Here is a 21,868-nt window from a genome sequence, read left to right on the forward strand (position 1 = left end):
ATTCAAGGAGGCGGGAACTTCAAAGATGGCTGATATGCACCAGGTATGTTGCGATCAAAATCATATTCGTAAACGATGCATGAACCAAAGCTACGGGCAAGTTGACCAATGAAAAAAACTAGAGCATTTGGTGCAGCGATAAAAATATGTAGCACTCCTTGACGTTCAAGGGGGGTACGATCATTCTTAAGACGAGACGACAAGTGATCGGCCAGCAGTTTAGCGTGATTTGCATCCACTATGGCTTGTGAGCTAGCCCCTTTTGGAAGTGTATAAGAAAAAATACGATGAACTGGCAGATGTTCTTGTGCAATATATACTTGAACGTCTGAAGTAACTAAGTGAGTTACAGAGAGAGCAAGAGCTACATCTGTGCCTTCTTCCAATATCAATTCTTGAGTAAAAGTCCAAGTAGGATACTGATCTGGATTAGACTGCGGAGATGGTTGCCAAATTTCTTGTCCAGTTCCGGTAGACTGGATGAGTGCGACATTAATCCCAGACTTTGAGTTAAGGCAATATCCAGTAGCAAAAGCAATTGATGCATGGGTGTGAAGATGCAAATGGCAGCGATTACCAGGACGCAAGTTACTGGCGAGAAAACTATCTACTGCCGGGTATATTTGCTGTTGCCAGAGTTCAGGAGACCGAATGCTACGACCATTAAAGTATCGAAGCAGATCGAGCATGGCATTAGTTTCATCTTCTAAGTTTTCAGCCCACCGAAGAAAACTGCGAATACCAACACGGTAAGCATCAGGTTCAGGAATAGAATGCCCCATCCAGAGATTCTCCCTTTTGCAAATTACTTCGATTTCCTCTCGCGTAAATTCGGTTTTTCTTAACTGCACTAGTTTATGTACTAAATCATCATAGGGATTACACAAACGCCCGTCTTCAACCTGAACAAGTCCTGCTCTGTATAATTTATCGTTGAGTAACCCACCGATTTCTTGAAGGGTTCGTCCTTGACGAATCCTCAAAGGACGCAAAATAGTGCAAAGCTCTTCGTCTGTTTCAATTTTTAAGTGTTCACGCCAAGCAGCACGTAGCTTGCCAAAATTGGACTTGGAACCACCTTCAGCCAAGCGATACCAGTCAAGCCTGCCATCAGTTTGGGAGTGTACTTTTGCCAGAAGATCATCAGGATGAATCTGCCAAGGTGAATAAAGTATGAAATGTGCTTCAGTTCCTTTAGGAGCATATTGTGCCTGAGCGTTTTTTAGGCGCTGAAGTATAGACACTGATGTTGCATTAATAAAACTAGGGTTCATCATGCCTTCCCAGGTAAAAGCTCCCGCCGAAGTGACGTGAAATTTCACTTGGTAGTATTCAGCGCTGAGGGGATTTCCCTCGTCATCTTCCATACCTTGGTAATAGACCACAACATCATCAAATGATTTAATATTGTTAGCTTCATAACTAACACGCACAACTTTTGTACGCTCACTAAAAAGACGGCAAATTTGAAACCAGAACCATCGTGCTTGATAATCATCTCCTTGAATACGAGCAGCGATCGCTCCTCTAGCCATAGTTAATTTTCTCTATCTAAATTGGCAATAGCTCTGTGGCGGATATTGTCTATCTCAAAATCTTGGCACTAACAACAAGCGTTGTTTTGCTACATATAGCTTTCTGTATAGTTCGGTATATTGAACCGGGTGCTACGTGTATACTTTATTTTTTAAGGGTAACACAACGTATTCTAAATTAACAAATATTGAATACGTTAATTTTTTATAAATTTATCCAAATTCAATATATTGTGTTTGTAGTGATAATAAAGCAACAAAGAGGAGATTAATTGGGCGAGGGTAACTGCAATGACTGTTATCAATGGATTCACCAGACAAGAGACGATTGCCCTGGCTGGAACTACATCTAACCGCTTACAGTATCTTGAAAGAACAGGGTTAATTGTGCCTCACCGTTACGGTAGCACCAAAAAACCAACAGTGATTTATACCTGGGAACAGGTGTTAGAAATCCGTGCGATCAAAAATCTTAGGCAAGAAATCTCACTGCAAACAGTGAGAAAAATAATCGAGTTCTTAGATGATAAAGGTTTTGATGATCAGTTAAGAGACAAAAAATTAGTTGTCCTTAATGATGAAGTCTATTGGGTAATGCCAGATTGGTCTGATTTTCCTAGAGTCATTAAAGTGGCAGACAAACGCAATCAAGGTATTGGACAATATATTCTGATTACTATCCCCTCTCTCTTTGAAATAGTTAATGAGATTTGGAAGGCAGCAGAAAGGTCTGAGGTAATAAACCTTGAAAGCTTTAAGCAACGCGCAAAAGCTAAACCACGGCTAATCGCCTAGCGGCTCATACCGGATTCAAGTAAATAAAATATATTACATACTATGAATGATCATAAAAATTGGATCACAAGTGTTAGTTTTAGTGCTAACGATCGCTAGTGCTATTTTAGTCAAAAAGCATGAAACCTAGATAACTGGAAAGCTTATGGTTAAAAATTGGTTCTAGCTAGGCCGTTTTGGACTGGATAAAAAGTAGGTATTAGCTCCTCGACCTGATTTTGAGTCTTATATTATACTACTTGGGACGTTTAACTCCACCTTTCCGTTTAACTTTAAATCCATATAAATAAATTTCAGGCATATTAATTCGTCCATCAGAACGACTTTCTACAATTCCAAGTTGAAGTAGATATTGCAAAATTCCTTCAGGGTTAGTTACAGGTGGTTGTTTTTCAGGACTCCATATAGTCGATTTTATAGCATCTAAAAATATTTCTTTTTGCATGGGAGCTATTAGATTTATTAAGCTCGTCTTGAGAGATTCTAACCAAGGATACTCTTCCTGTAATTCCCTAATTCTATCATCTGAAGTATTCATCAAAGCCCCTTGTAAATCAGAGGGTTGCAAGAGTAGCGTATTTTGTTCAACAGGAGAGTGCTGTTGTATTCGACTTTGTGCGGCTAAGGCAAATAACTTGAGAAAAGAACGTGGCGCAATTCGACCACCAGCATCCTGAAGGTGATTGGGAATCCAGCGATAGGTAATTCCTTTTTTAGCATTAGCTCCCATATACTTACCAATCATCGTTTCGATTAGTTCTTCAAACAATTTTTCATTTAATGTTGCAGTCCAACCCAAGCCAGTTTTGTTTTCAATAATCAAGTCTGGGATATTTTGTAAATATTCTGTCATTTCAGTATCAGAGTTCGCAAGTCGTTTGACCAACAGTTGGTAAAGCCATGAATGTTTCCATTCCAATCGAATTTGATGGGCTTGCAGTTTGGAAGCATCAGGAAAACTCAAGAAATCCTCTCGAAATAGATCAGTACGCAAAAATATTTTGGGTCGTATTCTATCCCAACGTCTCCATCGATCTAGCCACAAAGCTAAAAGTTCACGAATTGGGCTTGCTAAAGCAGTATAGGAAGCAACTAATCGATCTAATTCATCATAAGTGACAAATAACCAATCATCTGCTTCCATAAGTTTTTGATCTAATTTATCTAATACAGAATTTAATTTTTCAAGATTTTGATTGACAATAGGTTGCCAAATTGATATACGAGATAAGTCATCTCTAAGAATGTTAGCTATTTCTGTCTCTATTTGTTCAATAAGAAAATCTTTGAATTTAAAATCTTCTTGCTGTAATAACCCGCCTAAAATTAAACCAATCCAGAAGCTACGCCATTCAATATTTGTAGCCTTATCCATTTGTCTTTCAACACTCTCTGGCGTTGGAAATCGCTTTTCGGCTTTGCGGCTCCTTCCAAAGCCAGCTATCCATGTTGTTTTACTCAAAGTAGGCAAGGATCTAACTCCCAAGCTTTCAACCAAGGATTCTCGTCCTAAAGGAATTGCGAGTAAACGGAATAATTCGGTTTTTCCTACTCCACGTCCTCCTAGTATTAATAATGTATTGGGTTCTAAAACAAGACGATAATCTGCTATAGGTAAAAAGTTTTTTAAGAATTTATCTTCATTATCACTTTCGTGTTCAGCAGTGCCCCAGCCGGGGGCGATATCCACGATTAATTCGAGTAGTTTTTGCTTATTAAATTCACTCATACTTTCAATTTAGCTACGTTTTTAAATTCACGCCCAAAAAGTATACATAACTTTTCTGCAATCTCCTGATAAGGAGAATTAGTCATTATCTTTACGAGGTCTGACAGTCGATTTGATTCTTCTGGAGTTGAGTTGCGAAAAAATAGAGCTATGTCTCCACGTAGACTCTCCTGATAGGAAACCACGATAGGAAAAAATGGTGCTTCTTTATCGTTAGGATTAGGGACATCTTCATCTTCAGAGTAATAGTTTTCTTGAAAATGTATGTAGGCTATGTCCCGAAATTCTTGCAATTCTGTTTCTCGTCCTGACATTCCGATTGATGGAGCCATCGAATGTACAAGAATCAACGGTAAACGCTCATCAACTCCAGGGCTTGCTAAATGTCGAATAACATGAGTTAGTCCAGCCCAACTTTGACGTGATTGAGTACCAAAGATGACTGCTGCATGGGAGAGAGCAGAGATAGCCAAGCCACCAATATCGTGAAAACCAGCCCGCGCATCCATCAAAATAAAATCTAAAGGTCTTACTGCACTTTCCAATTCTCTTAACATATTTTGCATTGTACTTTGCAGTTCACCATCAACAAGGTTCTGAAAGTCCAATCTGGCTAACTTCTCCAAATAATTTTCATCCACGGTTCCAGCCGGAAGTAATTGTATACTTTCACCATCGTCTCCTAGCAAAGTCTGCTCATTAATGCTTGTGAGATGAGTACGCAGTTTCCAATCGTCTTGTTGAATTTTCTTTTCCAATAAATAATCAGTTACACCTAGATTATTGAAGTTACCTGGTGAAAAAATTGTACCCAAGCCTGGAGCTTCTAAATCAAGGTCAACAATAGCAACTCGATGACCATTACGAGCTAAAGTCAATGCAGTGGCAACAAGAGTACTAGTTCGTCCAACACCTCCTTTAAATGAGAAAAAGGATACGATTGCAGGCTTATGCTTTTTCTCAACTAAATCCTCTAACCAAGGTGGTTTACCTACTTTCTTATCTGTCCATGCGTGTTTAGCAATGTGGCGCTCAAGAATATACCAACGAGGCAAAACCGATTCGTCATCCCAAGATGCAAAAATTCTTTCATCCTCAATAGTTTTAATTAAAGCTTTGTAAGCATCCTTTTCGCCTGCCGGCAGCCAAATATCATTCCCATAATACTTTCCAAGTTTTGTAGATAAAAAGTTATTAAGGTTTGTGGTTTCTGATTCTTCAATGGTACTAGTTTCTGATGTTTCAAGATAAATTCTAATCTTTCCATTAACGTCACGAATAATAGTGACGGATTGAAGTTTAGGTATAATTGTATCTACAATGCTTTGTTCCTGAAAGCATTCGCGTACTTTATCAAAGGTTTCACCAAAACTGATTGTCATTCTTTAAATGTCCTGACTGGAAATTGAGCCGTTTAGCACTAATTTGGAGATGATTTCTCGATAAATTTCTTCGGCACGTTGAACGGCAGTTTTTGCATCAGCTTCAGCCCAAAGCCCTGATTTTGAATATCTCCTCTCTGGATGATTTTGAGCTAAAACAGTACCAACTATTCGTGAAGCAGGAAGTTGCCTATCTAGAATAGGATAGAGAACACGCAAGCGTTCCATTGCCCTTCCCTCAAGCTCAGTAAGGTCGTGTCCATATTTTTTTACTGCACCTTGATCGTGCTTAAAGTATTGCTCAACAAGTATTTTAAAGGAGCATTCTACAACATAACCTGCTAGGTAAACGGCGTTATCCCATCGTTGCTCTTTCAAAAGAATTTGGGCATCCTGTAGATGCCTGCCTGCTGAATTAGAAAATGACTCTTGCATTGTTTACCACACATTGTTATACAATAAACAATTTTTTTCAATAGCTAACCTAAAATATATTCTCATTCGTATCAAAAGAAGCTAGAGCTTGTGAGACATTTTGGATTTCCAGAATTGTGCATACATCTACAGCTACCCATTCTGGTTTCTCTAGTGTACCGACGAACCGATTCAACTTATTCCCCTTTTTGAACCAATAATTTCCCAGACACCCCAGCCGTAAAACCCAACCCAATCGCCGCTAGAGTAACGCTGGGCTTGATAAATAACGTCGCAATTCCGATAACTGCGCCCCAAAGACAGCCATAGCAGCAAAGGATAATGAACTGATTTTTGGGTTTAGCCCTTTCGTCTAATATAGATTCATGGACTATGGCATAATCTTCGAGTTCACCAACGATTTCTGATAAAGAAGCGCCGTACTCTTTTTCCAATCTACAAATGGCCAGTCTGTCTGCTTTAACTGGACTTATGGCTAATTTTTGTAATGTTGTGGTTAATTTATCGCTCATTTTTAAACTTCCTGATGCTTCCACATTCTGGAAAATGTTTAGAAAAAAATTAAAACTTACTGGAGAGACAAAAAGACTCTATTTTTCAGCCGTACTTGGAAATGTAAGAATACCGGAACTTGACCGGAACTCGACCGGAACTGTGACGAATATTAGTGGTTAATGTTAAAAACGCTGAAACCATCTTTTTCATTTCCGCACAATCGGTTAGTGTCAATCAATTGTGATAGGGCATTTCTCAAGTAAAGGACACTCTTTTTCTCTTCGCCCCACTTGCGGCTGTTTCTGATAGCAGCAAAAGAAGTTGGAGGGCTAGCAGTAGCTGCAACGATCGCCACAATCTGTTCCAAATCAGCCTCAGAAATACTATTTTCTTCTACTTCCAGAAATTCCAGTTCTTGATAAGGCTTTGAAAAAATGGACTCCAGATGATTAACTGCATCTGATGGAGCAATTTTCTCCCCTCTAGGTATGACTGCCTTTTCATGCTGTTGAACTAATTCTGGGAAGAATTGAAGTAATGTTCTGGCTGGATCTGGTTGCCCATTGCCTGGGTGCAAATGGGTCTTTAGCCATTCGGGAATCATGCCCAGATTGCCACCACTAACAGGTTCTCCAAAGTTATTAGGGTTGGCTTTAAAATATTCTCCACTAGCAACATTCATTTTGCGTAGACCACCAGCGCTGACAGACTGAGCTACACAGCCAATGAAGTTAACTGATAGCTTAAAGGTGTCTGCCAGCCCAGCCGTAGCTTTACCAACCACGCTTGTCAGGTTAGAACCATGCAACACAATGATTAATGTACCGCCACACTTGGCGAAGCGAGAAAGTAAATATTGGATAGCCCAAGTGCGATCGCTCTCTTCCAACAATGACAGCAACCGCATCGCCTCATCAATTACTAGCAGTAAGTTTTTATGGGAGTATGGTTCGCTTCCATCTAAACCCTTAAGAAATTTCAATAAATCACGAGCGACGAGTTGATCGGCACCATCCGCATCAATATCTGGGTATTTAAGAGCAGAGGTCAAGTTGCAGGCAAAGGGGTAAACGTCCACCCCGGCTGTAAAGTATTGGGTATTCAATCCGGGGTCAAGTGCAGTTGATAATGTTGCCAAGATTGCTGCTAAGGTTCCCTTGCCACCTCGCTGAGTACCAGCGATCGCTACCACCTGAGAACTCATCATGCCTTCTACTTGGAAACCACTTTTCGTTAAAGCAGCGATGAGTGCGTTTGCCCTATTAGTCAGAGGGAGATTAATTAGAGTCTCTGGTACAAGACCATCAGAGGAAGATGGCTGTAACTCTGTCGGTCTAGAAAGCTCCGCAGCTTGGTTCATCTTCCCAATATCTACCTGTGGCGATTGAAACTGGTTGATATCTACGGTCGGTGGTAACTGGGCTTGAGCCTGTGCGATGGCACTTATCTCCGACCGATTCACCCGGCTGTCAATTGTCACATCCTGTAAATGAAGAGCCATGCTTTCATAAGTGGGTAGCTGACGACCGAAAAGCTTGCTAAACCAGCCAAACATCCAGCGATAAGCGTAAAAACGTTTTCCTGGTTCAACTTGGGTTAAATACTGGCCAATATTTTCAAACTCAGCATGAAGAAAGGCATACTCTTCTGCTGATTGTCGCTCTAAGAATTTAACGGTATTAGCAAGATGATCCGCTTGATAATTGCTCCTAGCATCGTAATCCCCAGCACGAGTTAGAGCATCTACAAAATTACCACGCACAAAAGGCAAGGGGGCAATTTCTTTAGTGCGGTTGGAGTGTTCGACAACAAACCATAGCCACGCAGCGCCGCCAATTAAACCACCAACTAGCGCCAGTGGATTGACCGCATAACAAACCGCTCCAATCCCAGAAGCCAACAAACCAAGTACACGGGTCATATCTGCTTCATTCTCAGATGCCCGTGCTATTTCAAATAATCCATCTTTTCTCTCTTGCAGCCATTGGGCAATATTTCCGGCTTCCAAGTGAGACAAGCTAGGATATGATTCGCGTAAATGTTCAGTTTCTTTAGTTGTGATTTTTGGGATATTGTTACTTTGCATAAATGCCTCCCTTGGTGAAACGTTGCCGCCCTTTTTTACAGTGATTGGTTTCTTGGGCGGTTTCCGTTCTAATCCTTTGTCAACCGCCAAATAGCGAACCCAATTTCACCTGCCATCATTGTGCCTATGTTAAAAAATATGCAGCCCAAAATCATGAATGGTGCTGTAAATTCAAATGGGTTACGAGCCGCAAAGGTGGTGACAATATCGAACACCCAAACCGCAATCACAACTAGCCCTGCACTAGAGCGATCGCGTATACCTGCGGTTTTGTAGTCCGCCCAGAGTTGGCCTACTAAGTCAATCTTGCCACTAGGCTTGGTTTCAAGGTCATAAACCATGTGGTCTTGAAGTTCCCGCCTAGCTGAATCTGGGTTCTTACCGCGTAGGGCGTGGGCTTCGATTACCTGAACGCCTACAGAAATTATGAATGCAAGGTAAAAAAACGGGTTGAACAATGCAAACGGTACATTTAGCCAATTCCAAGCCGGCTCAAACCAGGGTAAAACAGGGGGCCCAGTAAAGATTAATTGCCAAGTTGAATCAGCACTAATCATGGAACCGCCGATAAATAAAATCCCGCCAACTAACGCACGACCTGCACCACCGTTAGCAACAAACTGATTAACGATAGCAGCCGCAGCCCGAATGGGTAAGCCAACAATCATCACAACAGCCTTGGCACAAAAGTCAATAATTTCACCAAGCGATCGCTTCTTACCTTTAGGCTTACTATCGCTGTTGCCAGTACTATTAGTTTCTGCACTTGATGAACTATTAGCCATTACTTTTTCCTCACTGGTTTGATATTTTGAACGCTTTTACAAATCCCTTTGGCTTTGTATTTCCACTTCCAAATTCCTTCTTCAATTCGTCCAATACACCTGCCCGTTGCGTCAAAAACATCAACAATCTCATCATCAAGATATAGGGTTGTGTCTGGTCTGGGATTGCGTTTAGCGCTATCAAAGTAATTGGTAATTCTCAGTTTCCGAGTTGTGGGCATCACTCCCGCCTCATATAGAGCATCACTGGTTTTTGCCCGTTCTTCTATGCGGGAACGTTCTAATTCTTCTGTGGCTTTTAGCCGTTGAAGCTCTGCATAAGCCCCCAACTTGGGTACTAAGGGGATGATTACAGGCAATATGCAAATGCCAACACCAGCCAAAGCTAAGTACAGTTGTTTCTTATACATGAGACTACTGTGTTATAGCGCGTTCTTACTACAAATTTTTCCCCTGTTTCACACATAAAATGAGGCGTTTCATGTTTCACGATGCTGAAACATTGATGAAACCGTTGAAACAGTTTCGTGAAACAGCTGGATGAAACACTACCCTTCATAACGCCTTTCGAGCAAGGAATTAGCTAGTGTTTCGTGTTTCATGTTTCACGTTTCACGCTGGGGGAATGCTGTTTCATGCTGTTTCACGCCCTGAAACACTGATGAAACCGTTGAAACGTTTCATGAAACAGTGCTGTGAAACAGCTTCGTGAAACAATCCCGCCCATAAAGGCTTTCGAGCAAGGAATTAGCTGGTGTTTCATGTTTCACGTTTGATGTTTCACGCGGGGGAATGCTGTTTCACGGTGTTTCACGCCCTGAAACACTGATGAAACCGTTGAAACGTTTCATGAAACAGTTTCGTGAAACAGTTTTAAGAAACACTCGCGCCCATCACTCTTACTTTGATGCCCGTCCCAGAAAAGTCAATCCTGCACCAACAAGTAATCCCAAGGGAATGAACACCCCACTGCCAATTAATCCAGTAGCAACAACGCTACCAACGAGATATGCACTGCCACCTAAAGCGCCAACAACTGAAGTAGCAAACAATCCGGTACTGAGAATATCCATAACTTGATTTTTCCTTTGATGAGCTAATAGTTCTTGAAGTAATCGGATTTCGGCAACAGTGGCAACAGTTTCATTTTGAATTTGTAGCAATGCTGCCACTGTTGTATAAGCTTCTAGAATCGGATCTGTGTCCCCATCGAAGAAACTCTCTCCCGTAACGAATTGAGTCGCGCTTTGAGTTGTTCCTTTTTTTTGATCGACTTCCCCAGCCTTGTTGAGGCTTCTTCTGCCAAATTAATCAAACTCTGATCTATCTCGGTAATCTGGTTATCAACTTCCAACATGGATTGTTCAGCAAAGGCATCCAACACCGTCCCCTTGGCTCCAATTAAGGATTCCATGAACAACAAAGCTCCTGTAACACCAGTTGATGCACCCAAAATCTTAGATTGCTCATTTTGAACGGCTATAGCACCAGAAATAGTCTCTTTATCAGCCGCAGTCAACTTATATGAGGCTTGTTGAATTGCTTCGTCAGCTTTGGTGATTGTGGCTTCAGGTATATCTGCTATAGGTGATTGTTGAGGCTGTAATTTCTCACTATTAGTAATGTCTCGAAATTTCGCTAAAATCTCGTCTGGAACTTGTGAATCGACCGTCCATTTTTGCTCTGGATATTGACGGCGTAGTTCATCAACTATCTTTCCTGGTACTTTGTTGAGAGCTTGTGCGAATTCTTTAACAATCATGATTTAGGCTCCTAAAAACTTTTCGGGGTGATTTTTTAATTCAATAGCTACCTTCTTTAAAGAACCTTTGGTTAAAACGTAACTTCTAATTCTTTGAAGCACAGGTAAATGCCAGTTTGTCAACTTCGCTCGTCCATTTAACCCTCCATTATCTTCGTCCCGAAAATCCTCAAATTCTGGCAAGTACAAAGAAGCTAAGTCTAAATACTTTTGGAACTGTCTAATTCCAACTGATGGCTCCAATTGTCTGGCTGCCTCCTCTCGTGTTAACAATTCTTCAACTACACAGCTTCCCTGAATTAGCAATGGTTTCGGCTCCTAGAGTTCCGACTGAGTTCCGGCTGAATTCCGATTGAGTTCCGACTGAGTTCCGGTTGAGTTCCGATTGAATTCCGGTACTGATAATACTAATAATAAAAAAACCACCGACTGGTGGGGAGGGTTTTTCTAATGGCTTAGTGTTTGGGAAACACTAACTTCTTAATAAGTAATTATGAATCGCTCCAAAATGGTTAAGTATATACGGCTTTGGTTCGACAAATCTGGAGCTACTTTCATCAGCTAACCAGTTCTTTAGTGCCTCGACTGAGTAACCTGACAAACGACTCATTTGGTAAGTCGAAAAGTTATGAACTTTTTTAAATTCTTTAGGATGTATTGGCTTAATACCAATATTTTTCATACTACGAGCGCTCCTACTATTTGTGAAGCTATTGTGGGAGTAGTCCATTTTTTAACGTACCATACCGCACAAAAATTTGCAAACATAACGTAAACTGCCGTACTATCTTTATATTATTTCTCTGTTGTGTATGCCGAAATCAGGATTTAAAACAATCACAGTACCGGACTGGATTGTTGATGAAATTAAGAGACAGCCTGACTATAAAGGGAATCAAGCTGCCACTTTGGGGGCGCTCGTTAGGGATGGTGTTGCGGCTCGTGGCGGAGAATTGGAAAACCCAGCTATATTACTTGCACAAGTACTGAATCACTTACCTAATTGGGAACGGCGCGAATCCTGGGAATTAGCACTGAGTATTTTAAGTTGGTTGCAAGAAACAGAGCATGATGCTGATTGATCGGATTGATAAAATTGGTTCATGGATAATTTTGGTGCTATGCGAACAAAAGTAGAACTAATTTGCGGTCAAGATAACACGATTGTGGAAGCAGATTTAGTGGAGCTATTGCAAAAGCACGTCGATGATTATGCCAACAAGTGGAAAGAACAATTACAATTGCACGGGCAATCAGACAAATTTTGGGACTGGGATTTTAAACTGGAGTTTATCATTAATAGACAAGCAAACCGTGAAGGCTATGCGATTGAATACGAAGATGAAACTCAAGGGTTAATGCTGATTGAAACCCAAATGCACGGTTCTCGTCTAGAAGAGGGAAAACGCTTGGTATATATTGACGGTATAGCTACTGCACCTTGGAATCGGACATATATCCAAAGTCCGCCAAAATTAAAAGGTGTTGGAACTGCATTTTTGGCGTTTGCCAGAACTCGCAGTTTAGAGCTAGGTTTTGAGGGCAGAGTAGGGTTACATTCATTACCGGGAGTAGAAGAATTTTATGATAACCAAGGCATGATTGATGTCGGAGAGGATGAAGATTACGATGAACTAGTTTATTTTGAGTATGGAGTTTTTCGTTCTCCTGTATGAGGTAGTAAAGCTAAATGAGTCAATTATTTGATGAAGAATCTTTAAGAAAAAGTGTTGAAGCTGAGGATAAAGTTGGTGGCAACATTGGGGCTGGATTAGATTGGGGGTCAGCATTTGGTTCCTTAATGGGCAATCTAGAACTTTTGGGACGTTTCACAACGTTGCGTATTTCTCTAAATAGAGAAGTGCGGTTGTTGCTGAATAATTGGAATTTAGGTACAGCTACGAAAATTGCTGTAAAAACTGCAAGAGAAAGAATACTTGAAAAGTTTAGACTGCCGACACCAGAGGTAAGAGAATACATACTTGCTACTCTGGAAAATGATCAGCTTTATGGTGAAGAATTCATTTCTAATCGAGAAATACTGCGCGAACTGCTTGGGGTGTTGTTAAAACAAGAAGATTGGGAAACCATTGCAGCAGTCGCAGCAGATTCGTTAAAGAAAGAAATTATACATCAAGCTGTTAGTGAAAAGATTTCAGCATAAGTTATATTTTCAAAAAAATGAATGATTTTGTTTCTAAAGAGCAGAGTTTTGTACAAGATGATGTGCCTACCCGTTTACATCATCTAGCTGCACACGTTGAGCAAATTCAGTCTTCGTGGACTCAAGGTTCATCTCAGGAATTGATGCTGACTCTGGTCAAAGAAAGTCGATACTTTATCGAGTGGACTGTACCAGATATGGTGAAAGCAGACGACATTGACCGAGCTTGCGAGTTAGTTGACTTAGGTCGGATGTTGACTCAATGGCTATTCCACTGGGATAATATTTGGTCGGATGCCGAACAAAAGCAATCTGCTTCTCTTGAAACTTCATATTGGTTACGTCGAGTTTTAGAAATATCACGTACAGAACCGGAATCAATGAGTGCTTGACCTCTATGAATTCTTTCTCTGTTTGACCAACACCGAACGCAAGTACTGCCGACAGGCTGCTTCTCCCTTATAAATCAGAATTCGCAGCGCCTGTATTTCCTGCATTGGAGAAACACAGATTTCGGCAATGGCAACAATTAGATTCTGCTGTTTCTCTACATAATCTCGATGTTCCTGCTCTAACACAGCAATCTTGGAGTTTAGCTGTTGTATCTGCCGTAATGCTTGCGTCAGGGACGATTCTTTATTTTTAGAGCGATTTTCCAAAGTCAATGTCATTTTCTTACTCCTTATTTAGATAGTGAAAGCTTTGCCAATCGGGGCATTTCGCGCTCTCAATGCCTTCGGGATGAACAGAACAAATTAAAGGGGAGCCGTTGTAAGAGATCCCGTGATAGTATTTGCAACCTATACAACTGGTGGGTCTATTTAAAGGTCGAGGTCGGCGCAACATAACTTGGTCAATTTCATTTTGACCAGTAATTCGGTCAACCATGAATGCTGTGATCCCAGTCCCGGCTATTGCTCCACTAATAACGTACATGATATTTCTGCCGAGATATTGAGTGCCGAAATATCCACAAATAATTGTTGCTGCTGCTGCACTAATACAAGAGAGAAAAACTGGTCGTTTCATATTTATTGCTGCTTTTTGGGTGGTTCGTGCTTAGATAACAGAGCGGCAAAATCATAAATCGTTACTGTTGGTTTTGGTTCCGGCTCCGATTTTGACTCTATTACCAGTTCTGGGCTACCCAAACCGACTGCATTTTTAATTTCCTGCTCCATATTCAGATTCTCCTTGTTGATTAATTTGCTCCACCTGATCAATTGCATCCACTATTTCTCCTAAAATATTGAACGCATCATTTAGCACCACATCGTTTCCAATTCGCAATTCGCAATTCGCAATTCGCAATTAGTACCCTAAGCATGAATATGCTTGCTCTAAATATTGATACTAATTGCTTTTTATAATTGAAATTAGTTGCTCTATACCCTAAATAAATCAATTATTAATTACTTCCGTAATTGCGAATTGCGAATTGGAAATTGCGAATTGTTTTGGCAGCCTTGTAAGATAGTCCGAATCTCTGATGTAGTTAACTTGATTTCCATTGGTGTGTTTTAACGTTGAAAAACTGAATCGATTTCGCCGTTATCAATAGCCTTCTTTGCGTGGCTAACAGCTTGCGTATGATTGTCAAAGGTTTGAGTTGAAGGAGATGCCCAAGTTGTTTTCAAAAAGCCCTGCTTCCCAACATGAACATCCACAGCGCCATCTGATAATTCGGTAGTCTCAATTTTGTAGCCGCCATGTTTGGTTTTGTATTCTTTCATTGGTCAACTAGGCGAATTACTTGCCACCACTATATCGGTACTCCGATATAGTGGTGGGTGGTTGACTGTCCGTTTCTCTCCCTAAAATTTATCCCGTTTAATACTAAAACTTGCTCCGACCAAAGAACTGCCTAAGAAGACGGAAAAATTAACCAACATTGCACCCAGGCAAATATTTTTCTGTTGCTCCCAACCAGAGATGATTATGTTAGGGTTATTAGTCTCGATAATCTCCAGTCCCCAGCAAGCCATTGCTCCTACTCCCGAAAATCCAGTCAAGAGCAGAGAGATAATTGCAGTTGTTTCTATGGTGCGCTCGATAAAAATCCTGGGGTTAAATCTTTTTCGAGTCCGACGAAGAACTAATTTATTACGAGTGTTTGAAGGCAAAGATGATTTATGAGTCATTTTTTGAATTTTCATTTCGCTTCGTCCAACTCCACAAAAAACCCTGCACCTGTATTTGTCACTTTTACCAGCTTGCGATTAACTAATGTTTGTATGACACAGAGACTAAAGCTGATGGCAGATAATCGAGCGCTGCCACCGCAACGGCGGAGATACTGAAGGCATAACTGGGAATGGTCTTTTGGGACTGGGTTAGCTTTTTTAGGCATGATGTCTTTCCTGTTGTGGTTTGTAGGAAGCAAAGCGATGACTGAAAAAAAATAGCCAAGCAGTATTAATGCTTGACTAAAGTGTTTTTGAATTTAAGACGTGAATTTTAGTTATTAGAAATTATCAAGATCGTCAAATTGATTTGTTGCAGAGTGCTTGTACATTTTGGCTTTATTCATTTGATGTGTGGAAGCTTTAATTACTGGGATTGCAGCTTCCTTAACAGAATCTTTTGCTTGTTGAAATAGAAATTGTGTCGTCCCTTGTGCATCTTCTTCTTTTGGGTCAATTTGTCCCCATAGTGAGCAAGTTAATTCTAAAGATTCGTAGTCACCTAAATTGAACTTACGTGTGTAAGTTACAGCAATAGTCTTGATTTCCATAATTTACCCAAACAATTTTTCAAAATGAAATGTAGCTATTTAGCATCTCTTACAAAGTGACGCATCTCAAATTACAAATGTCGCCAGAAGTTCTTACTGATAGTCTTGAGACTGACTACCTTGGGTTCTGCTGTCGCTTCAGGGGCATGACCAACAGCCACCGCAACAGCTTGTGGTGCAGGAGTTGCTAGCAGAGAATTGAGTAATTCTCGCTGATGATCCACATCAGCAAGAGTTCGGTATATTGTGTAGGGATCAATTTGCATCCCCAACGGCGTGGGTACGATTTTTAAGTATTGATTAAGAAGTTGAATGTAATGCTGATCAAAATTCCGATGAATCACATAAGATCGTATTGCATTAAGCAATCCAATAGCTCTCTCAATTTCGTAAACATCACAGGTATCTATTTCTGGCTGACTTTCGCGGTAGCCTTTACCTTTTTTCTCGGCTACCAGATTGTTAAATTTACTAACTGCTCTTTGATGATTAGCTAATGTGTGGACTTTAGTCTGTGCTTGATAACCGACTCTGCCCCACTGCACTGTTAAATTACCATCTTCGACTTTGGCCGCCCAGAATTTATTGCTGTTCTGGATAGCATCAACAAAGACTAAATAGATTTCCATATTTTTACCCTGTCAACTCACGACTTGACGGGCATTGCCCCATCTGAGATAGATATACTGAACGCGATCGCTACGAACCTAAAAGAGCGATCACCCCCATAGAATCAGGAGACAATCGCCCTCAAGAAGGGGAAGGGGGAAAGAGGGTTTTCTTTATTCCTTTCCCCTTTCCCCAAAATTATTTCTCAGTTCATATTCCGAAACTTAGCAGCACGCAAAGATTGAGTTTTCGCTGCAACCACAGGACTACTAGCCCGTCGTGCGGTAGCCGCCCAGGACTGCATTCGCTCGACTGCCTGAGCATCCTGAATCGCAAGCGGGGTAATGGTTTGACGGCAGATTTCCAGATCAGCAAGCGTTACCTGCTGCGGTCGTCCTTCGTCAAATGCCAACAGCGCAGCTTCAGATGCAAGGGTTTCCAATTCAGCGCCGGAGAATTTCGCACTGTTGGCTGCAACTGCTTCGAGATATTCGGATTCCAGGTGAATGCCAAAGCGTTGTAGATGAATCCCCAGAATCTGGACTCGCTCTGGTTCTGTGGGAAGATCAACAAAGAAAGCCTCATCAAACCTACCTTTGCGCTTAAACTCACTTGGTAGTGCTGATGGATCATTGCAAGTAGCTACAATAAATACCCCAGCAGTACACTCACTCATGAACGTAAGCAAAGTTCCAAGAATCCTTTGACTAACGCCAGTTGTATCGCCAATACCAGAAAGCGCCTTTTCCACCTCATCAATAAACAAGACACAAGGTGCGATCGCCTCGGCAGTTTTCAAAGCACGTCTGACATTCCCCTCAGACTCACCTACCAGACTGCCCAAAAGGGACGCAATATCGAGTTGCAGAAGTGGTAGATTGAGTATGCTAGCGATGTTTTTGGCGCAGTGAGATTTCCCAGTACCTGGAGGCCCTGCCAGTAGCACACCTTTTGGTTGGGGTAAGCTAAGACTTCGCGCCTCTTGTGTGAATAGCCGCCGCCGCCTCATCAACCACTCGCGCAGAAGATCCAAACCGCCGAACGGGATTATTGCAGGTTTCCCTAGTTCGATACCCATTTGAGACAGTAGCCGAGTTTTGTACTCGACGGCTTTGGGAATGAAATCAGCGCCGACAACGACACCATCATTAGTTAAGTTTTCTTTGACTGTTAACCGCAGGAAGTCGCTAATCTCCTCCAGGGTTAATCCCAGAGCAGCACGAGAAAGAGTTTCAAATTCAGGATTTTCTAGCGTAACAGTAAAGGTTAATTCTTGCTCTCTAGCAGACTGTTGTAAGTCATGCAAATAAGAATTGATATGTTCAAGTATTTGGTCAATGCTAGGTAAAGGAACTTCACAATAAGGAATCAATCTGACTAGGGATTCGTGTAATTGTATGTTCTGACCCAACAATACAATGCGTTTATCTGTGGGTTTTAACCTGTGGTAAAGGTTTTTCACCTTGCTTAAAATCTCCCATGATAATTGGGGTGAATTCTTAGCAATAAAGGGGTGAATATCTCCGAGGATAAATACACCATTTCCACTAAAGTTAGCAATGTAATCAAACACATATAACAATGGATCAGCCTGTGGTGGTTTCTTATACTCTGGTACTGGTTTAAACACCAATCCCCCATCTGCTGCAATTAAACATTGCTCTAAGGTTGATACTCCCAGGTTCCAAAAGAAAACTGGACTGTCGAGTTTTTGTTGGGCTTCGGTTGCCAACCACTGAATGATAGTTGCCTCATCGGGGGATAAGACATCAAGTGCAGCAATGGGGATTTGTGAATCAAGCGTGGAGAGAAGATTTGAGAGTTTCATTGTTTTCGATAAGGTAGTGGAGCTAGTTCATCGTGAGTATTAACAAGTTTCACGATTACTTCATAAACTTCGGCATCGCCGTCAAAAACTTCTGCTGTACCGTTGTTCTCTTGGTAGGCAATTGCTGTTACTATTGCATTCAAAAGCACGCACAAACCCTCTGTACTAGCTTTGATGATCACGGGCTGGCGTGGTTTTTGCTGGGCGTATATGTGGATAAAGGGGTATTCTTTAGCTAATTCGTTCATGATTGCTTTTGAGGGGGGAAGAAAGTTGATTCCCCCGTGTTGATTACTGACGTAAACGTGTTTGAGTGCTGTTTGTAGTCCGAAGTTGTGGTGCTGATTCTTCTTTGAAAATGCGATCGCCTACAACTCCAAGTGCTTCTTCAAACGGTTGCGTAGCCGATAAACAACTCAGCCCCTCGAACCCCTCAGCCTCCACACGAACTTCACCTGTAGCGCTGTCGAAATGAATCAGTATTGAGCGTTCCATATTTATCTCCGTGCAAATTGTTTAACTTCTTGGTGTCCAGCAAAAGTCAGCCGTAGAGTTTGCACACTCCCGTTAGTTTCTTCACTAATTAGACATTCACCAAATTTTTCTTGTAACTCGGCGGCTTTAGCGCGAACCATCCGTTGTCCATAAGCCAGCATTAGTTTATTACTGAAAAAGTCTTGTCCCAACTTCGGAACTGTCTCGTAGCTGTCGTGTATCACATCGTACACACCGCTTGACTGATTCCACTTGAATCCGATGTCTGCACGGGCTTTTATGGTGCGACCTTGGACTATAATTTCAGCAGTTTGACCTTGCGAATCGCCGTAATAACCTCGCAATGGCTGTGGCATTTCGTAAGCTTGGGGTGAAAGATTCAAATCTTCTAGGGCTTGAACTAAACACTGACGATTGCTTAGTCGAGTTTTGATTGTTGAAAAATGAGACATAATTTATCTTCGTATAGTTTGAGTTGGCAGCGACACACGAACAGTAGTGAATGAACCGATTGTTGTGCTTTCTACTACTTCACCACCAATTTGCGAAGCAATCTTTGGTAGGTATAAATTGATGTAATGTAATTGCAGTTTTAAGATAAACTGTGTGCCTAAGCCAAAACCTGAGAGCGCTTGTCCATTGTGTCGGTCGTAGTCGGAAATTAAACATTCATAATCTGTACCGTTGAACCAAAATCCTAAATCATTGCTGACACGACTAATTTGATTGCGGGGTACGACTATGTGGGCTACTTCTTCTCTTTTATCTCCTCGCCAGCCGTACAAATTAACTGGCTGCTCGTGAACTTGAGGATAAAAACCCAAGCGTTGAAGGGCTTCAACTAAACAGGATTGGTCTTTAAACTTGACTGCTATTTTAGAAAAGTGTGACATGAGAATTTTGTCCCTATAGTAAAAGTGCGGTATTCTTTTTGAGATGTATATGCATTTTTCGTTTAAGGTATTTAGTCTTGAGCGAATGCACCCTCGCCCAAGACTGTTTTTTTACCGGAACTTAAACGACATTACGGTAGCTTTCGATAAGCCCACGTCGTCAGCCGCAAGTGATTGTAGATTGCGCTGTTCGTCTAACAACTTGATCCGAATTTCTTCCATCTTTTGCTGTAATTGATTGCGCGTATCACTGCCCAGATTCTTAGCTTCAATCGCTGGGTCGGTGACAATCGAATCCAAATGCTCCATCATCTGCTGTAAACTGCTGCCAGCTTCAGGTGAGGCATTTGCCAGTAACACCCGCACTTTCATCAGGTGTTTTTCCATCTTCTTTTTGAACTGCACCGGTTTACGTCCTGGTTCCCAATCGCTCAATTCTTCAAGGAGTTGCGCCGCCAGTTGTTCACCGCCAGCGATCGCTGAGTCCCGTAGCCTTTGCTCCAGATTTTGGTCATACTGCTGAATGAACTTGGTAATCTGGTCTAGACATTCGGCTTGTTGCTGATTGAGTTGTTCGGACAATGCCGGGATAATCACCGGGCGACCAATGACGACTTGCAAATAGTCTTCGAGATCGGTCAGAGTCGGGAATGCTCTTAACAAGTTGGCTTTGACTGACTCTTGCTTATCCTGTGCTAATTCCCAAGTGTTAAGTGAGAGGAACTGGTCAATCCGCTCTTGATAATCAAGAAGTCCTGCTTCGTAATCAGCTTTTAATTGATTGCGTAAACCAGGGGCAATATTATCTCTGATATTAAGCAGTTGGCTCCAAACAAGTGGAGCTAAATCAATTGGACAGACCCAATCACCAGTATCAGCAGACATCCATTCTTGAATTGAAGCAATCTCTTGACGCAATTGGGCAGCAGCTTCATCCAATTTCTTAAATACCTTGATACCCCGCAAACCAACTTCGGAATTAGTAACTTTCACAAGGTCTGATTCAATTTCAGAAACTTCAGCTTTTAACACATCTGACCATTTGGGTGCGGCAGACTTTGTACTTTTCTTTAGCTGAATGCGAAATCTAATGCGGGTTTTATTTAACTGTGAGAAATTGTGACGTTCGACTACTGCATCAGTCAGGAAATTTGTAGCAATAGGGTTGTCGATTGCTTGTACCATAATTGTTGACCTCAATCATTATTTTTCACTTCGATTAAGCGAAGCTTTCTTTGTGGTGATTTCTCAAGAGAGCGAATGTCTGTAGTAGCTCTATAGATTACTTTTGTAGAGCTTTTTTGCAGGCGAATATGTCTTTTAATGACTGGTGGTTTATGTATGGACATGGCTTAAAATAGCTGAAGTTGCTGTGAATTATCCTGTACCGCAGGCTTCTCATAGACCATACCTTCAACTTCATAACAGCGAGTCATGAGTTTGTTTCGATTTAATCGAAAGCTGGCTTTTTTTCTTTGATTTGGCAGAGGTACAAATAAATACTGTGGATGTTGTATAGTACCTGCATCGCCTAAGTATCGACAATGTGTACCATTAATTTGATAAACTTTTGATGAGCTTAACAGTGTCGCATCATACACTTTAATCAAATTTGTTTCCATCTGATTCGTATTGAAGTAGATTGTGTGATAATCTTTTGTGGAATCGATTTTTCTCTACAGTTAGACTGATTGAATCTGACTGTAGAGTTTTTCACGCAGAATTCGTTGCCTCTGCGTTAATTATTGATTGAGGGTAGAAAATGTTACAGATACAAATGCTCAAAGATTTGATTGAGTTTTTCCTTCTCTTCATCAGGCAAAGCCTTAAAATCAAACTCGTCTGATTCCCAAACTTCATCAAGACTTGTTGACTCATCGATAATGTTTGCAATCAAACAAGATTCATCGCCGTAGTTCCAACCATTTGCTAGAAGCCACGGCAGAACTCCCTCAGATTGCAATAGTTTCTCAATGTCGAATGAGTCAGAAAACTGCTGTAAGTTTTCGATAGTGGGGTGAACGATTGTAATAGTCATGGGGTATTTTAAATGATTGAAATACGTACAGCCCAATCAAAAGATGGGGAAAGTGGAAAGGGATTCATGAATTAAATTATCCTTAGAAAAGCAAGGTTTTTAC

34 protein-coding genes are annotated in these 21,868 nt (G+C 41.2%); 5 read left to right on the forward strand and 29 right to left on the reverse strand.

Annotation, left to right across the window (positions count from 1 at the left end; genetic code table 11):
• Positions 1–2: 2 nt before the first annotated feature.
• Entirely contained in the window at positions 3–1,535 is a 1,533-nt protein-coding gene (locus CDG77_RS19930; RefSeq protein WP_094331070.1) for an SAVED domain-containing protein, read from the reverse strand.
• Positions 1,536–1,826: 291 nt separating this feature from the next.
• Between CDG77_RS19930 and CDG77_RS19935 the strand changes: the two genes are divergently transcribed.
• A complete protein-coding gene (locus CDG77_RS19935; protein WP_094331071.1) occupies positions 1,827–2,330 on the forward strand; it encodes a MerR family transcriptional regulator in 504 nt (167 codons plus the stop codon).
• 235 nt (positions 2,331–2,565) lie between these two features.
• On the opposite strand, the gene CDG77_RS19940 is transcribed toward CDG77_RS19935, so the two are convergent.
• The 11 genes from CDG77_RS19940 to CDG77_RS19985 all read right to left on the reverse strand — a co-directional run bounded on the left by CDG77_RS19940 (position 2,566) and on the right by CDG77_RS19985 (position 11,310).
• Positions 2,566–4,059, reverse strand: a complete 1,494-nt coding sequence (locus tag CDG77_RS19940) for a P-loop ATPase, Sll1717 family (RefSeq protein WP_094331072.1) — start codon at positions 4,057–4,059, stop codon at positions 2,566–2,568.
• A complete protein-coding gene (locus tag CDG77_RS19945; RefSeq protein ID WP_094331073.1) occupies positions 4,056–5,441 on the reverse strand; it encodes a tyrosine-protein kinase family protein in 1,386 nt (461 codons plus the stop codon). Before CDG77_RS19945 ends, CDG77_RS19940 begins: the two co-directional genes overlap by 4 nt.
• A gap of 3 nt (positions 5,442–5,444) precedes the next feature.
• On the reverse strand, positions 5,445–5,876 hold the full coding sequence (locus CDG77_RS19950; protein WP_094331074.1) for a HEPN domain-containing protein: 432 nt from the start codon (positions 5,874–5,876) through the stop codon (positions 5,445–5,447).
• A gap of 49 nt (positions 5,877–5,925) precedes the next feature.
• Positions 5,926–6,051, reverse strand: coding sequence for a hypothetical protein (locus tag CDG77_RS38580; RefSeq protein WP_260446303.1), 126 nt, complete (start codon positions 6,049–6,051; stop codon positions 5,926–5,928).
• Between the two features lies 1 nt (position 6,052).
• Positions 6,053–6,388, reverse strand: a complete 336-nt coding sequence (locus CDG77_RS19955; RefSeq protein WP_094331075.1) for a hypothetical protein — start codon at positions 6,386–6,388, stop codon at positions 6,053–6,055.
• Between the two features lie 152 nt (positions 6,389–6,540).
• The gene (locus CDG77_RS19960) at positions 6,541–8,457 is read right to left on the reverse strand and encodes a hypothetical protein (protein WP_094331076.1); all 1,917 of its coding nucleotides are present in this window, start codon (positions 8,455–8,457) and stop codon (positions 6,541–6,543) included.
• Between the two features lie 68 nt (positions 8,458–8,525).
• Complete coding sequence (locus tag CDG77_RS19965) at positions 8,526–9,242, reverse strand: hypothetical protein (protein ID WP_094331077.1); 717 nt, start codon at positions 9,240–9,242, stop codon at positions 8,526–8,528.
• Positions 9,242–9,652, reverse strand: coding sequence for a hypothetical protein (locus tag CDG77_RS19970; RefSeq protein WP_094331078.1), 411 nt, complete (start codon positions 9,650–9,652; stop codon positions 9,242–9,244). Before CDG77_RS19970 ends, CDG77_RS19965 begins: the two co-directional genes overlap by 1 nt.
• A gap of 489 nt (positions 9,653–10,141) precedes the next feature.
• The gene (locus CDG77_RS19975) at positions 10,142–10,414 is read right to left on the reverse strand and encodes a hypothetical protein (RefSeq protein ID WP_094331079.1); all 273 of its coding nucleotides are present in this window, start codon (positions 10,412–10,414) and stop codon (positions 10,142–10,144) included.
• Positions 10,415–10,428: 14 nt separating this feature from the next.
• The gene (locus CDG77_RS19980; RefSeq protein WP_094331080.1) at positions 10,429–11,004 is read right to left on the reverse strand and encodes a hypothetical protein; all 576 of its coding nucleotides are present in this window, start codon (positions 11,002–11,004) and stop codon (positions 10,429–10,431) included.
• A gap of 3 nt (positions 11,005–11,007) precedes the next feature.
• A complete protein-coding gene (locus tag CDG77_RS19985) occupies positions 11,008–11,310 on the reverse strand; it encodes a hypothetical protein (RefSeq protein WP_094331081.1) in 303 nt (100 codons plus the stop codon).
• Between the two features lie 506 nt (positions 11,311–11,816).
• On the opposite strand from CDG77_RS19985, the gene CDG77_RS19995 reads away from it, so the two are divergent.
• Genes CDG77_RS19995 through CDG77_RS20010 form a run of 4 tightly spaced genes read left to right on the forward strand, consistent with a single transcriptional unit; the run spans position 11,817 to position 13,560 of the window.
• Entirely contained in the window at positions 11,817–12,086 is a 270-nt protein-coding gene (locus CDG77_RS19995) for a hypothetical protein (RefSeq protein ID WP_094331083.1), read from the forward strand.
• A 39-nt stretch (positions 12,087–12,125) separates the two neighbouring features.
• On the forward strand, positions 12,126–12,680 hold the full coding sequence (locus tag CDG77_RS20000) for a GNAT family N-acetyltransferase (protein ID WP_094331101.1): 555 nt from the start codon (positions 12,126–12,128) through the stop codon (positions 12,678–12,680).
• Positions 12,681–12,694: 14 nt separating this feature from the next.
• Positions 12,695–13,168, forward strand: coding sequence for a hypothetical protein (locus CDG77_RS20005; RefSeq protein WP_094331084.1), 474 nt, complete (start codon positions 12,695–12,697; stop codon positions 13,166–13,168).
• Positions 13,169–13,185: 17 nt separating this feature from the next.
• Positions 13,186–13,560 (forward strand): hypothetical protein, encoded by a 375-nt coding sequence (locus tag CDG77_RS20010; RefSeq protein WP_094331085.1) that lies wholly within the window; start codon positions 13,186–13,188, stop codon positions 13,558–13,560.
• A 3-nt stretch (positions 13,561–13,563) separates the two neighbouring features.
• On the opposite strand, the gene CDG77_RS20015 is transcribed toward CDG77_RS20010, so the two are convergent.
• From CDG77_RS20015 to CDG77_RS20085, 17 genes are all read right to left on the reverse strand, one after another.
• A complete protein-coding gene (locus CDG77_RS20015) occupies positions 13,564–13,839 on the reverse strand; it encodes a hypothetical protein (RefSeq protein WP_094331086.1) in 276 nt (91 codons plus the stop codon).
• 4 nt (positions 13,840–13,843) lie between these two features.
• A complete protein-coding gene (locus CDG77_RS20020; RefSeq protein WP_094331087.1) occupies positions 13,844–14,197 on the reverse strand; it encodes a hypothetical protein in 354 nt (117 codons plus the stop codon).
• A 2-nt stretch (positions 14,198–14,199) separates the two neighbouring features.
• Positions 14,200–14,349, reverse strand: a complete 150-nt coding sequence (locus CDG77_RS36625; RefSeq protein ID WP_190234010.1) for a hypothetical protein — start codon at positions 14,347–14,349, stop codon at positions 14,200–14,202.
• Positions 14,333–14,479 (reverse strand): hypothetical protein, encoded by a 147-nt coding sequence (locus CDG77_RS36630; RefSeq protein ID WP_190234011.1) that lies wholly within the window; start codon positions 14,477–14,479, stop codon positions 14,333–14,335. Before CDG77_RS36630 ends, CDG77_RS36625 begins: the two co-directional genes overlap by 17 nt.
• 209 nt (positions 14,480–14,688) lie before the next feature.
• On the reverse strand, positions 14,689–14,901 hold the full coding sequence (locus CDG77_RS20025; protein ID WP_094331088.1) for a hypothetical protein: 213 nt from the start codon (positions 14,899–14,901) through the stop codon (positions 14,689–14,691).
• A gap of 81 nt (positions 14,902–14,982) precedes the next feature.
• Entirely contained in the window at positions 14,983–15,324 is a 342-nt protein-coding gene (locus CDG77_RS20030) for a hypothetical protein (RefSeq protein WP_094331089.1), read from the reverse strand.
• On the reverse strand, positions 15,321–15,518 hold the full coding sequence (locus CDG77_RS20035; RefSeq protein WP_094331090.1) for a hypothetical protein: 198 nt from the start codon (positions 15,516–15,518) through the stop codon (positions 15,321–15,323). Before CDG77_RS20035 ends, CDG77_RS20030 begins: the two co-directional genes overlap by 4 nt.
• Positions 15,519–15,632: 114 nt before the next feature.
• The gene (locus CDG77_RS20040) at positions 15,633–15,902 is read right to left on the reverse strand and encodes a hypothetical protein (protein WP_094331091.1); all 270 of its coding nucleotides are present in this window, start codon (positions 15,900–15,902) and stop codon (positions 15,633–15,635) included.
• A 71-nt stretch (positions 15,903–15,973) separates the two neighbouring features.
• Positions 15,974–16,531 (reverse strand): WGR domain-containing protein, encoded by a 558-nt coding sequence (locus CDG77_RS20045; RefSeq protein ID WP_094331092.1) that lies wholly within the window; start codon positions 16,529–16,531, stop codon positions 15,974–15,976.
• A gap of 185 nt (positions 16,532–16,716) precedes the next feature.
• Positions 16,717–18,339 (reverse strand): AAA family ATPase, encoded by a 1,623-nt coding sequence (locus tag CDG77_RS20050; RefSeq protein WP_094331093.1) that lies wholly within the window; start codon positions 18,337–18,339, stop codon positions 16,717–16,719.
• Positions 18,336–18,587 (reverse strand): hypothetical protein, encoded by a 252-nt coding sequence (locus CDG77_RS20055; RefSeq protein ID WP_094331094.1) that lies wholly within the window; start codon positions 18,585–18,587, stop codon positions 18,336–18,338. The genes CDG77_RS20050 and CDG77_RS20055 overlap by 4 nt, the downstream gene beginning before the upstream one ends.
• A gap of 43 nt (positions 18,588–18,630) precedes the next feature.
• Positions 18,631–18,834 carry a DUF2997 domain-containing protein gene (locus CDG77_RS20060; RefSeq protein ID WP_094331095.1) on the reverse strand — a complete coding sequence of 68 codons (204 nt, stop codon included), beginning with the start codon at positions 18,832–18,834 and terminating at the stop codon, positions 18,631–18,633.
• A gap of 2 nt (positions 18,835–18,836) precedes the next feature.
• Entirely contained in the window at positions 18,837–19,286 is a 450-nt protein-coding gene (locus CDG77_RS20065) for a DUF1257 domain-containing protein (protein ID WP_094331096.1), read from the reverse strand.
• Positions 19,287–19,289: 3 nt separating this feature from the next.
• Positions 19,290–19,727 (reverse strand): DUF1257 domain-containing protein, encoded by a 438-nt coding sequence (locus tag CDG77_RS20070; RefSeq protein ID WP_094331097.1) that lies wholly within the window; start codon positions 19,725–19,727, stop codon positions 19,290–19,292.
• A 111-nt stretch (positions 19,728–19,838) separates the two neighbouring features.
• Positions 19,839–20,912, reverse strand: a complete 1,074-nt coding sequence (locus tag CDG77_RS20075) for a hypothetical protein (protein ID WP_094331098.1) — start codon at positions 20,910–20,912, stop codon at positions 19,839–19,841.
• Between the two features lie 167 nt (positions 20,913–21,079).
• Entirely contained in the window at positions 21,080–21,349 is a 270-nt protein-coding gene (locus CDG77_RS20080; protein ID WP_094331099.1) for a hypothetical protein, read from the reverse strand.
• Positions 21,350–21,492: 143 nt separating this feature from the next.
• Positions 21,493–21,765 (reverse strand): hypothetical protein, encoded by a 273-nt coding sequence (locus CDG77_RS20085; protein WP_094331100.1) that lies wholly within the window; start codon positions 21,763–21,765, stop codon positions 21,493–21,495.
• Positions 21,766–21,868 lie beyond the last annotated feature (103 nt).

The organism is Nostoc sp. 'Peltigera membranacea cyanobiont' 213 (genome assembly GCF_002245975.1).
In the GTDB taxonomy this organism is placed as follows: Bacteria; Cyanobacteriota; Cyanobacteriia; order Cyanobacteriales; family Nostocaceae; genus Nostoc.